Annotated in this window: 11 protein-coding genes and 1 pseudogene; 3 read left to right on the top strand and 9 right to left on the bottom strand. The window is 71.9% G+C overall.

The window, feature by feature from the left end:
• Window positions 1–251 precede the first annotated feature (251 nt).
• From MUU72_RS32945 to MUU72_RS32955, 3 genes and pseudogenes are all read right to left on the bottom strand, one after another.
• Window positions 252–1,025, bottom strand: a pseudogene (locus tag MUU72_RS32945) (glycoside hydrolase family 1 protein).
• A gap of 78 nt (window positions 1,026–1,103) precedes the next feature.
• Window positions 1,104–1,370: a protealysin inhibitor emfourin gene (locus MUU72_RS32950; RefSeq protein ID WP_248017128.1), complete on the bottom strand. Its 267-nt coding sequence runs from the start codon at window positions 1,368–1,370 to the stop codon at window positions 1,104–1,106.
• Between the two features lie 77 nt (window positions 1,371–1,447).
• Window positions 1,448–2,539: a M4 family metallopeptidase gene (locus MUU72_RS32955; RefSeq protein ID WP_248017129.1), complete on the bottom strand. Its 1,092-nt coding sequence runs from the start codon at window positions 2,537–2,539 to the stop codon at window positions 1,448–1,450.
• Window positions 2,540–2,831: 292 nt separating this feature from the next.
• Between MUU72_RS32955 and leuA the strand changes: the two genes are divergently transcribed.
• Together leuA and MUU72_RS32965 are read left to right on the top strand one after the other, a co-directional pair.
• Window positions 2,832–4,589: a 2-isopropylmalate synthase gene (leuA, locus tag MUU72_RS32960; protein ID WP_248017130.1), complete on the top strand. Its 1,758-nt coding sequence runs from the start codon at window positions 2,832–2,834 to the stop codon at window positions 4,587–4,589.
• 226 nt (window positions 4,590–4,815) lie between these two features.
• On the top strand, window positions 4,816–5,535 hold the full coding sequence (locus MUU72_RS32965; RefSeq protein WP_248017153.1) for a TerB family tellurite resistance protein: 720 nt from the start codon (window positions 4,816–4,818) through the stop codon (window positions 5,533–5,535).
• An 80-nt stretch (window positions 5,536–5,615) separates the two neighbouring features.
• On the opposite strand, the gene MUU72_RS32970 is transcribed toward MUU72_RS32965, so the two are convergent.
• From MUU72_RS32970 to MUU72_RS32995, 6 genes are read right to left on the bottom strand one after another with little or no spacing between them, the layout of a single operon-like run.
• Window positions 5,616–6,851, bottom strand: a complete 1,236-nt coding sequence (locus MUU72_RS32970) for a cytochrome P450 family protein (protein WP_248017131.1) — start codon at window positions 6,849–6,851, stop codon at window positions 5,616–5,618.
• Window positions 6,767–8,200, bottom strand: a complete 1,434-nt coding sequence (locus MUU72_RS32975; protein ID WP_248017132.1) for a cytochrome P450 — start codon at window positions 8,198–8,200, stop codon at window positions 6,767–6,769. Before MUU72_RS32975 ends, MUU72_RS32970 begins: the two co-directional genes overlap by 85 nt.
• Window positions 8,197–8,775: a GTP-binding protein gene (locus tag MUU72_RS32980; protein WP_248017133.1), complete on the bottom strand. Its 579-nt coding sequence runs from the start codon at window positions 8,773–8,775 to the stop codon at window positions 8,197–8,199. The genes MUU72_RS32975 and MUU72_RS32980 overlap by 4 nt, the downstream gene beginning before the upstream one ends.
• Before the next feature lie 22 nt (window positions 8,776–8,797).
• Complete coding sequence (locus MUU72_RS32985; RefSeq protein ID WP_248017134.1) at window positions 8,798–9,160, bottom strand: DUF742 domain-containing protein; 363 nt, start codon at window positions 9,158–9,160, stop codon at window positions 8,798–8,800.
• Window positions 9,157–9,585: a roadblock/LC7 domain-containing protein gene (locus MUU72_RS32990; protein WP_248017135.1), complete on the bottom strand. Its 429-nt coding sequence runs from the start codon at window positions 9,583–9,585 to the stop codon at window positions 9,157–9,159. The genes MUU72_RS32985 and MUU72_RS32990 overlap by 4 nt, the downstream gene beginning before the upstream one ends.
• The gene (locus MUU72_RS32995; RefSeq protein WP_248017136.1) at window positions 9,582–11,105 is read right to left on the bottom strand and encodes an ATP-binding protein; all 1,524 of its coding nucleotides are present in this window, start codon (window positions 11,103–11,105) and stop codon (window positions 9,582–9,584) included. Before MUU72_RS32995 ends, MUU72_RS32990 begins: the two co-directional genes overlap by 4 nt.
• A 339-nt stretch (window positions 11,106–11,444) precedes the next feature.
• On the opposite strand from MUU72_RS32995, the gene MUU72_RS33000 reads away from it, so the two are divergent.
• Complete coding sequence (locus MUU72_RS33000; RefSeq protein WP_248017137.1) at window positions 11,445–11,861, top strand: hypothetical protein; 417 nt, start codon at window positions 11,445–11,447, stop codon at window positions 11,859–11,861.

Here is an 11,861-nt window from a genome sequence, read left to right on the forward strand (position 1 = left end):
CCCCCCCCCCCCCCCCACCCCCGCCCCCTCCCGAGGTGGGACATGAAAAACGGTGATCGGGGGCTGATGCCGGTGGTCCCCTGAGGGCCCTCACCCATGCACGGGCGCTCACCCGCAATACACGGCCGGCACCGACCCACTCACGTCGGCCCCCACCCCGCAGCCCCGCCACCGCACCCGAAAGCCCCGCGCAGCGGCAACGCAACGCGCCGCAGGCGCACACGAAAGAACCCCCACGGCGGGAAAGCCGACTACGTGGGGCGCACCCCACCCCGCAACGCGGCCGCGAGCCACCGGAACGACGGCTTCGGTGTGCGGGTCAGTGTTTCGTAGTCGACGTGGACGAGTCCGAAGCGCTGTCCGTAGCCCTCGGCCCACTCGAAGGTGTCGAGGAGGGACCGGACGAAATAGCCGCGGACGTCCGCGCCGGCGTCCATCGCGGTGCGCAGGGCCCGTAGGTGGGCGTCCAGGAACGCGATCCGCTGCTGGGTCGTCGGGGTCCTCGTACGCGCAGCCGTTCTCGGTGATGAGGATCGGGGGGAGGTGCGCGCCGTAGCGTTCGCGGAAGGTCAGCAGGAGTTTCGGTGAGGGCTTCGGGGACCACCGGCCGGCCGAAGCCGGTGCGGGGGCGGTCCTCGATCTCGCGGGGGGCGAAGGGGAGGCCGGGCGGGAGGGGGAGCGCCTGGACGGCCAGACCGTGGCCGAGGAGCTGGTGGTGGGCGGCCGGCAGGGCGTCGAAGAGCAGCTGCCGGCCGGGTGCGTGGCGGCCCAGGCCGTAACCGGGGCCAGGCGATCGAGAAGCGGTACGCGTCGACGCCCAGGTCCGCGAGGAGCGCGACGTCCTCGCGGTAGCGGTGGTAGTGGCCGGTGGCCACCCGGGGGGTGGGGCCGTCCTTGATCCGGCCCGGTCGGGCGGCGAAGACGTCCCAGACGGAGGGGCCCCGTCCGTCCTCGTCGGCCGCTCCTTCGATCTGTGCGGCGGAGGTGGCCACGCCCCAGAGGAAGTCCGGGGGGAAGGCGGGCAGGGATGCGGGTGCAGCTGGCTCCGGGGCCGTGCCCGGACCCTTGTTACCGCGGGTAGGGGTGTCAAGACCCCGGGCCCCTCACGAGCCCTCCTTCAGGACCAGGTCGATCAGTTCGCGCTGGGCGTCGGTGAGGTGGGGGTCGCTGCAGTAGGCGGTCTTGCCGTCGACGGTGAGGGTGTAGCGGAAGCCGTCGGGGACGCCGGTGGGCGGTTCGGTGTGGGCGGCGGACATGGCGCGGTCGGCGAGGGCCTGCCACTCCGCGGCGTCGGGGCGGTCGGTGGTGTCGATCTCGGCGTGCCGCTCGATGCCGGCGAACCCGCCGGTGCGGCTGATGTGAATGCGCATGGGGGCCTTCTACCCGCCGGGGCGGGAGTACGCGTGCGGGTGGGCGGAATGCGCCCCTCCCGCCCCGGGGGCGAGCGTTACGTACCGGTCACGCCGACGGTGGACCACGCCTTCACGACCGCCTCGTGCTCCGCGCCGGAGGCGCCGTAGCGGGTCTGGGCGGCCTGCACGGTGAGGTGGGCGAAGTCGGCGAACTGGGCGTTCTTGGCGAGGTGGCCGCCGGTGAGGACGTCGTACCAGATCTGGCCGGCGCGCTCCCACGCCTTGCCGCCGAGCGCGCTGGCGACGAGGTAGAAGGCGTGGTTGGGGATGCCGGAGTTGAGGTGGACGCCGCCGTTGTCGTCGGCGGTCCGGACGTAGCCGGCCATGGTGGCGGGCTGCGGGTCCTTGCCGAGCTTGGGGTCGTCGTAGGCGGTGCCGGGGGCCTTCATCGAGCGCAGGGCCTGGCCGTGCACGCCCGCGGCGAGCAGGTCGGCGCCGATCAGCCAGTCGGCCTGGTCGGCGCTCTGGCCCAGGGCGTACTGCTTGATCAGGGAGCCGAAGACGTCGGAGATGGATTCGTTCAGGGCGCCGGACTGGCCCTGGTAGTCGAGGTTGGCGGTGTACTGGGTGACGCCGTGGGTGAGTTCGTGGCCGATGACGTCGACCGGGATGGTGAAGTCCTTGAAGAGCTGGCCGTCGCCGTCGCCGAAGACCATCCGCTCGCCGTCCCAGAAGGCGTTGTCGTACTTCTCGCCGTAGTGGACGGTGGCGTTCAGCGGGAGGCCGGCGCCGTCGATGGACTTGCGGCCGTAGATCTTGAGGTACAGCTCGAAGGTGGCGCCGAGGCCGGCGTGCGCGCGGTTGACCGAGGCGTCCTTGGAGGGGCCGTCGGACTCGGCGTGGACCTTGGTGCCGGGGAGGTTCTGCTGGTGCCCGGCGTCGTAGACGGTGCGGTTCGGCTTGTCGGCGTCCGCCCGGTCCGCGGCCGGGGCGAGCAGCTGCGCGGCGAGGCCGGCGCGGCGGGTGCGGTGGAGGGCGTCGTGCTCCAGGGTGCGGCGGGCGGGCTCGTGGTGCTCCGGGTCCTCGTGCTCGGCGAGCTTGCCGAGGATGTGCGGGGGGACGATGGTGCAGAAGACCGGGGTCGTGGGGGTGGATGAGGTGCGCGGCTGGGTCACGGTTTCCTTCATGCATAAAACGGTGGCACTGGGTAATGCATCTGTCACTGCCCGCGGCCGAAGTTCCCGAAAACGTGTAGTTGGTCGCATTCCCCCCGCTCCGTCCGGGCGGTCCCGCATACTGATACACGACTGCGGATCTTCTCCGCCTCGGCTAACGTGCTGCCCATCATGCGTTTCGGGCTGCTTCTCCTTAGCTGCCGCGGCGAGGGCCTGTAGTCGTAGGCCGACCCCCTCCCCGCGGGATCTGGTGCTGCGTTCGACCGTCGGCCGTCCAACGGACCTCTCCGAGGAGCCCTACGCAATGTCGCAGCCTGTCGGCCGCCCCACCCCGCTCACCAACGCCACCCACACCCAGGCCCCGTCCGGGATGCCGATCCACAAGTACCGGCCCTTCGAGGCCGTGCACCTGCCCGACCGCAGCTGGCCGGAGCGGCGGATCACCAAGGCCCCCCGCTGGCTCTCCACGGACCTGCGCGACGGCAACCAGGCGCTGATCGACCCCATGTCGCCGGCCCGCAAGCGGGAGATGTTCGACCTGCTGGTACGCATGGGGTACAAGGAGATCGAGGTCGGCTTCCCCTCGTCCGGTGAGACCGACTTCGCGTTCGTCCGGTCGATCATCGAAGAGGGCGCGATCCCGGACGACGTGACGATCTCGGTGCTGACGCAGGCGCGCGAGGAGCTGATCGAGCGCACCGTGGAGTCGCTGCGCGGCGCCCCCCGGGCCACCGTCCACCTCTACAACGCCACCGCCCCCACCTTCCGCCGGGTCGTCTTCCGCGGCTCCAAGGAGCAGGTCAAGCAGATCGCGGTGGACGGCACCCGGCTGGTCATGGAGTACGCCGACAAACTGCTCGGCGACGAGACGGCGTTCGGCTACCAGTACAGCCCGGAGATCTTCACCGACACCGAGCTGGACTTCGCCCTGGAGGTCTGCGAGGCGGTGATGGACGTCTGGCAGCCCGAGGAGGGCCGCGAGATCATCCTCAACCTGCCCGCCACCGTGGAGCGTTCGACGCCCAGCACGCACGCCGACCGGTTCGAGTGGATGAGCCGCAACCTCAGCCGCCGGGACTTCGTCTGCCTGTCCACCCACCCGCACAACGACCGGGGTACGGCCGTGGCCGCCGCCGAACTGGCCGTGATGGCCGGTGCCGACCGCGTCGAGGGCTGCCTGTTCGGCCAGGGCGAGCGCACCGGCAACGTCGACCTGGTCACCCTGGGCATGAACCTCTTCTCCCAGGGCGTCGACCCGCAGATCGACTTCTCGCAGATCGACGAGATCCGCCGCACCAGCGAGTACTGCAACCAGATGGAGGTCCACCCGCGCCACCCCTACGCGGGCGACCTGGTCTACACCGCCTTCTCCGGCTCCCACCAGGACGCCATCAAGAAGGGCTTCGACGCGCTGGAGGCCGACGCCGCCGCCCAGGGCAAGACCGTCGACGACATCGAGTGGGCGGTCCCGTACCTGCCCATCGACCCCAAGGACGTCGGCCGCTCCTACGAGGCCGTCATCCGCGTCAACTCGCAGTCCGGCAAGGGCGGTATCGCCTACGTCCTGAAGAACGACCACAAGCTGGACCTGCCGCGCCGGATGCAGATCGAGTTCTCCCGGATCATCCAGGAGAAGACCGACACCGAGGGCGGCGAGGTCACCCCGGCCGCCATCTGGGAGGTCTTCCAGGACGAGTACCTGCCCAACCCGGAGAACCCCTGGGGCCGCATCCAGGTCCGGGCCGGGCAGACCACCACCGACAAGGACGGTGTGGACACCCTCACCGTCGAGGCCGAGGTGGACGGCGCCGAGACCGTGCTGGTCGGCTCCGGCAACGGCCCGATCTCCGCGTTCTTCCAGGCCCTCCAGGGCCTGGGCATCGACGTCCGGCTGCTGGACTACCAGGAGCACACCATGAGCGAGGGCGCCTCCGCGCAGGCCGCCTCGTACATCGAGTGCGCCATCGACGGCAAGGTGCTGTGGGGCATCGGCATCGACGCCAACACCACCCGCGCCTCCCTCAAGGCCGTGGTCTCCGCCGTCAACCGCGCGGCGCGCTGACCCCGGCCGGCCGCCCCTCCCCGCCGCCCGGCCCCGCCGCTCCGCACCCCCGGGAGCGGCGGGGCCGGCGCACCGGGCGCGTACACACTCCGTACGCATCTCCTCACGCATTCCGGCCAGCGGACCGCCCGTTGTCCGATACGAGGTGCTGACGGCACATCACGGGTGTGGCTAACATCACGTACCGAACGGCAATGTAGCCGCGGCGTGGCGGAGGGCTGACGTGATGCGCAACGTATGTGTGGTGGGGGTGCGCACCTCGTGGCGGACCGTCGCCGACGGGGAGTTCTTCTGTCCCGACTGCGGCGGGGACCGCAACTACCTCCGCCGCACCGGCCGGCGCCGCCTGCACGTCCTCGGTGTGCCCGTCCTGGCCCGCGGCGACGCCGGGCCGGTCCTGGAGTGCTCGGCCTGCCACGGCCACTTCGGGCTCGACGCGCTCGACCACCCCACCACCGTGCGGCTGTCCACGATGCTCCGGGACGCCGTGCACACCCTGACGCTCGCCCTGCTGGCGGCCGGCGGTACGGCCTCCCGCACGGTCCGCGACACCGCCGTCGAGGCGGTCCGCGCGGCCGGCTCCGCCGACTGCACCGAGGACGAGCTGCTCACCCTCCTCGCCGCGCTCGCCGCCGACACCGGCCCGATGACCGGCACCTACGAGGCGGTCACCGGCGGCCACAGCGGCCACCGGGGGCTGGACCCGTGCGGTACCGCGCTGGCCATAGAGCTGCACGAGGCGCTGGAGCCGCTGGCCCCGCACCTCGCCCCCGCCGGGCGGGAGTCGCTGCTCCTGGGGGCCGCCCGGATCGCCCTCGCGGACGGCCCCTGCACCCCCGCCGAACGCGAGGTGCTCAGCACCGCCGGCGCCGCCCTGACCCTCGACCCGGAGGACGTCGAGCGCCTGGTGGCCGCGGCGGCGCGCGGAACGCGCTACCGCGGCTGACCGACCCAGCGGCTCCGGTGGGCGCCGACGCGCTACCGCGGCTGACCGACCCAGCGGCACCGGTGGGCGCCCCGTAGCCGTCAGGGCCTTGTCAGGCGGACCGGCAGGCTCGCCAGGCCGCCGGCGATGAAGCCGCCCGCGGGCCGCAGTTCCTCGGCCGGTACGGCCAGGTGCAGGTCCGGGAAGCGCGCGAAGAGGGCCGGCAGCGCGGTCCGCGCCTCCAGCCGGGCCAGCGGCGCCCCGATGCAGTGGTGCACCCCGTACCCGAACGCCAGGTGCTCCTGGCCCGCCCGGGTGAGGTCGAACTCCGCGGCGTCCGCCCCGTGCTGCGCGGTGTCCCGGCCCGCCGCCGCGTACATCGCCAGGATCGCCTCGCCCTGGCGGATCACCTCGCCGTGCGGCAGTTCGATGTCCGCCACCGCGAACCGCAGCGGCAGGCTGGCGATGCTCGGCCGCCAGCGCAGCGTCTCCTCGATCACGTCGTCCCACGACGCCGCGCCGCCGCGCACCAGCTCCAGCTGGTCGGGGTGGGTCAGCAGCGCGTACACCGCGTTGCCCAGCAGGTCCACGGTGGTCTCGTGGCCGGCGCCGATGACCAGCAGCAGGGTGTCCAGCAGCTCCTGCTCGGTCATCCCCTGGCCCGCGTCGTCGCGCGCCGCGACCAGCAGGCTGGTCAGGTCGTCCGCGGGCTCCGCGCGCTTGGCCGCGACCAGTGAGCCGAGCAGCTCGTTGACCGCCACCCAGGTCGCGGTGGCCTGCTCCGGTGTGGCCGTGGTGTCCAGGATCTCGGCGACGATCCGGGCCAGTTCGACCCGCGGCTCGCCCTCCGGATAGCCGAACAGCTCGCAGATCACCTGCATCGGCAGGGGGTGGTTGAAGGACTCCCGCAGATCGACGGTCGCACCCGCCGGGTGCGCCGCCAGCCGGTCCAGTAAGCCGCGGGTGATCTGCTCCACCCGCGGCACCATCGCCTCGGTGCGGCGCGCGGTGAACGCCGGGGCGATCAGCTTCCGCAGCCTGCGGTGGTCGGGGCCGTACGCGGTGAACATGTTCGTCACCCCGATCCACGACTGGAGCCAGCTGCCGCGGATCTCCTCGCGCTGCCACTCCGGCCAGTGGGCCCGCGGGTCCTTCGAGACCCGGTCGTCGGTGAGCAGTTCCTTGAGCAGGGCGTGGCCGGTCACGCCCCAGGCCGCGATCCCGCCGGGCAGCTCGATCCTGGCCGCCGGGCCTAATGCGCGGAGGCGGGCGTTCTCCCCGTGGATGTCGGTTCCGGCCGGGTCGATGACGAAGGGCCGCTGTCGCTGTTGTGCCATGGCGTAGCTCCTGCCTGATCCGGGGTGATGGGGGTGAAGCGGGCCGGGAGGGCGACCAGGGCCCGGTGGAAGGCCCCGTTGCGCCACTGCAACGCATCGGGGGTGACGGCGAGTTCGATGTCGGAGAGCCAGGCGGTCAGCCGCTCGATCGCGGTGGTGGCGATCAGCAGCGCGTGCCGCTTCACCGGGCAGGCGTGCGGGCCCGCCGCCCAGGACAGGTGCGAGCCGCTGCCCGACCCCGGCCCGGTCGTCGCCGTGGTGTCGAACTGGCTGTTGGCCGCCGCGTACGAGACCATCACCAGCTGTCCGGCGCGCAGCCAGGTGCCGTGGAAGAACACGTCCCGGACCGGGAAGTGCGCCGAGTAGTTGGTCAGCGGCGGGTCGTTCCACAGCACCTCGTTGATGGCGTCCTGCACGGTCAGTGCGCCGCCGGAGAGGGTGTTGTAGTACCGGTCGTCGGAGAGCATCCGCGACAGCGCGTTGCCGATCAGGTTGGCCAGCGGCTCGTTGCCGGCGCCCATCACGAGGATGATGTTGTGGATCAGTTCCTCGTCGCTGAGGTCGTTGGGGTGGTCCATCATCCACGACGTCAGGTCCGGTCCCCGCTGCGCCTTCTTCGCGCCGACCAGCTCCATGATGTACTGCGTGTACGCCTCGTTGGCGGCCGCCGCCTCCTCCGGCGAATTGCCCTCCAGCATCCCCGCGATCGCCGCGATCAGCCGGTCGCTGTAGGAATCGGGCAGCCCGAAGAGGGTGTTGAACATCAGCAGCGGGATCAGCCGGGCGTAGTCCCCGATCAGGTCCGCCTCACCGCGGGCGCCGAAGCGCTGGATCAGGGTGTCCGCCGCGTGGTGCACCCGGGAGCGCAGCTCGTGCGGCTCCACCAGCTTGAAGCTGTCGACGACCACGTCGCGGTAGCGGACGTGCGCCGGGCCGTCGCTGAAGAAGATGTTGGGCCGCCAGCCGAGCATCGGCATGACCGGCGAGTCCGCCGGGACGGTCTGCATCCAGGGCCGGGAGTCCTTCGACCAGGTGGCGTCGTCGTTGAGCAGGTCCAGCGCCGCCCGGTAGTCGGTCACCAGCATCGCGGTCACCCCGGGCGCGATCTCCACCGGCGCCAGCGCCCCGAACTGCCGCAGGTACGCGTAGACCCGGCCCGGGTCGGCGGCGAACTCCGGCCCGTACAGCCGCACCGGCGCGGTCCCGTCCTGCTGCGCCGGGGCTGCCTGCTGCGGCGCCGCCGCGTGCGCCGGGCAGCCCGGCGGCGGGGCGGCGGCCTCCGGCGGCGGGGCGGAGTGCCCGGGGCAGGACGGCGGCGGGGCGGCGCCCGGCTCGTACGGGGAAGTCACGGGTTCGGGTTCTCCTCGGGCGTGTGGGCCAGGACATGGCGGACCAGGGCGATCAGCGCGTCGACGGACTGGTCCCGGTCGCGGGCGTCGCACAGCACCAGCGGGGTGTCCGGGTGCAGGTCGAGCGCCTCGCGCAGCTTCGGCACGTCGTACTGCGGGGCGTCGGGGAAGGTGTTGACCGCGACCGCGTAGCGCAGTCCGGCCTCCTCGATGATGTCCATCACCTCGAACGAGTCCGCCAGCCGGCGGGTGTCGGCGAGGACCAGGGCGCCCAGCGCGCCGCGGGCGATGTCCTGCCACAGCGGGCGGAAACGCTTCTGCCCGGGCGTGCCGAACAGGTACAGCACCAGCTCGTCGGAGAGCGTCAGCCGCCCGAAGTCGATGGCGACGGTCGTGGTGGTCTTGTCCCGCACGCCGGCCAGGTCGTCGACCATCGCGCCGCTCTGCGTCATGACCTCTTCGGTGTGCAGCGGCGGGGTCTCCGACAGGGCGCGGATGAGGGTGGTCTTGCCGACCCCGAACGGCCCGGCGACCAGCAGCTTCACCAGCGTCTGGTCCGCGCCGGAGAGATACATGCCGCCGGTCCCGGCGCCGGTGCTAGGACTTGAGAGAGCGGAGTCCATCGAGAACCCTCTCCAGGATCTGCCGGTCGAATTGCTCGGCTTCGGGTATGGGGACTCGGGCGTGCAGGCGCCCGGCATCGACGAGGTCGGCCACCAGCACCTTCACCACGCTCACCGGCAGGTGAAGGTGGGCGGCGACCTCGGCCAGAGTCAGCGCCCCGGGCTGGAGCAGCTCCAGGATCCGGTGCTCCTCGGGGCGCACCTCACTGGTGATCGGCATGTCCACGCCGATCAGCACGGTCATCCGGTCCAGTGTGTTGCGGCTCGGTCGGGCGCGTCCCCCGGTCGCCAGATAGGCCGGTACGAGGCGCCGTCCGCTGCCCTGGCGCGGCGTCATGCCGGGCTACCGGTGTCCCGAGCCGGGCTGTTCATGACCTTCTTGCCCAGGGTCGTCACCTGGATCTGCATGTGGTGCGCGACGACGCCCATGTTCACCTCCGGATCGGCGAAAACGGCCAGGCAGGTGTTCTCACCCGCCGGGATCGCGAAAACGAAACCTTCATCGGACTCGATCACGGTCTGCCGCAGCGTCGCGTCGTCCTTCTCGGTGAACGCCGCGGTCACCGCGCGCCCGGCGCCCTGGAGCGCCGACATCATCGCCGCGACGCCCTCCGCGGCCTCCCGCGTCAGGCCCGGCGAGGCGCCCTCGATGAAGCCGTCGCCGGAGATGACGGCGGCGTGGACGACATGCGGCAGCTCCAGCAGGGGAGCCAGCACCCAGGACTTGTCCTCGGTGACACGGCGGCGGGTGGGGCTGTTCATGACTGGGCGTTCCCTTCGGGACTGCGCGGGGAATCGGACTGCGAGGGGTCGGCGTGGGGGGCGTCGGAGTGGGCTGCGGCCCGCCCGGACTCGGTGCCGCGCTGGAGCGCCGCCCAGCGGGAACCGGTCTCCTCCGGGGAGCGCAGGTTGAGGGTTTCGGTACGCGATTCGGGCTGCTGCTCGGACACCGGGCGGCGGCGCCGGCGGCGCGGCAGTTCGCCCTCGGTCGGGGCCCGGTCCGGCGCCGGTTCGGCCGGCGCGGCGTGCGCGGGCCGCGGCTGCGGGGCGGGTGCGGCGGGCTGCCGGTGCGCCGGGGCCGGGGCCGGAGCCGGGGCCGGGGCCGGGGCGGCGGGCACGACGCCCGCGGGCGTGGCGGGCGCGGTGGCCCCGGTCGGCATCGCGCGGTCCCGCACCGCCGGGCGGTGCGGCATCGGCGCCATCACCGACATCGGCCGGTCGTCCTCGTCCAGGAAGGTCAGCAGCGGATCGCCGGGGATGTAGACCACGGCCCGCACCCCGCCGTACGGCGACGGCTCGACGTGCACCCCGAAGCCGTACTGGCGGACCAGCTGGCCGGCCGCCGCGAAACCGGACCGCGGCGGGTCGCCCAGCTGCGTCAGCAGCAGGGCGTCGCTGCCCGCCAGCAGCTCCATCGCGTGCTTGAGCTCGTCGTCGTGCATGCCGACGCCGTAGTCGTCGATGATCACGGACGCGCCGCGGTTGCCCTGCTGGAGGGTGACGGTGACCGGGAGTTCCCGGTGCGAGTGGTGCAGCGCGTTCGCCAGCAGCTCGGTGATGGTGATCGCGATCGGCTCGACGGCCCGCGCCACCACCGCGACCGGGTCCCGCAGCTGGTTGCTGATCTGCACCCGCTCGTAGCCGCGCAGCCGGGAGCTGGCCCCGACGACCAGTTCGGCGAGGTAGGAGTCCTCGCGGGTCAGCCCCGGCCAGGCGCCGCAGACCACGCCGGTGGCCTGGACGCGCCGCAGCGCCTGCTCATTGAGGAAGTCCGCGTCCAGCAGGTCCTGGGCGATCTGCGGGTCGTCGTAGCGGTGCTGCATCTCCTGGATCGCGGTCTGCACGCGGTACAGCAGCGCCTGGATGGTGGTGGTCGCGCCCCGCAGGGTGGACTGCGCCGCCGCGTCGACGCGGGTGCGCTCCTTGGTGATCGCCTCGCTGACCTGCTCCAGTACGCCGTCCAGCGCCTGCTCGGTCTCCGACCCGGCGAACCGCTTGTCCAGCAGCCCGCGCACCGGTACGTGCGGGTGGGCCAGCGCCGTGGTCAGGTCGGGCAGCCGGGCCTCGGCCAGGTGCCGGATCTCGGCCTCCGTGGCCCGCAGTCTGGCCGACAGCTCCGTGTTGCTGTGGAGCGTGGCGCTGCTGTGTTCCTCGGCGGCGGTCAGGCGGGCCTTGAGGCCGGCACCGTCCTTGCGCGCGCGGACCAGGAGCACCGCCAGCACGACGGCGGCGACCGTGCCTGCGCTGAGGCACCACAACAGCGCCTGCGGTATGGATGTCATCGAGATCCTCGTGTGGAGACTGCCCGGGATGTCTCGGCCGCCACGGCTGCCGTGCGCCGATCATCACCGGATGCTACCTGCCCCCCGACACGCCGTGAGGATCCTTGACGTGCGGAGACCGTGAAGTACGGAAGGTCACGTTCAGCCGTTGATGACCGGTCGATAACGTGATGCGGCCCCGTCGCCCGGAAAGCGGCCGGGGGATTGCGGGGTGCACGGAATACGGCGTCAGCCCGCTGTCCCGTCCGGCGCGCGGAACGGCAACTGCCGTGTTTCCGCGGCTCGGTGGAAGGAAGGCGAACTGTCCGGTAGCCGTCTTTCCGTCAGTAACCTGGTGCGATGGTGGACGTGGGAGTGAGCGAGTTACGACGCAGCCGTGAACGGCTCGCCAAACAGGGGGAGGCCGCCGAGGCGGCCGGGGAGACCGCGGTCAGCGGATTGCTGTTCTTCTATGCCGCCGAGTGCGCATTGAAGGCAGAGGTGCTCCGCTGGATCCTCCAGCGAGCAGACACATCAGCCTTGCCCAAAGATTTACGGACGCATAACCTCCGCCGCTTGGCCAAAGCGTTGAACCTCCAGGACCCCGGGTCCGGAGCGGACCCGCTGCGGTGCCGCCGGTCCAAGGACGGCGCATGGATCGAGAGCCATGAGTTGCATGAGGCGTGGCGCTATGGTGCGGAATTGCGGACAGATGACCAAAAAGCTGCCGGCGACGCCCTGAAGGGTTTGCTGAACGGCGCCAGGAAGGGATTTTGA

The sequence above is a fragment of the Streptomyces rhizoryzae genome, from assembly GCF_023155275.1.
Lineage (GTDB): Bacteria > Actinomycetota > Actinomycetes > Streptomycetales > Streptomycetaceae > Streptomyces > Streptomyces rhizoryzae.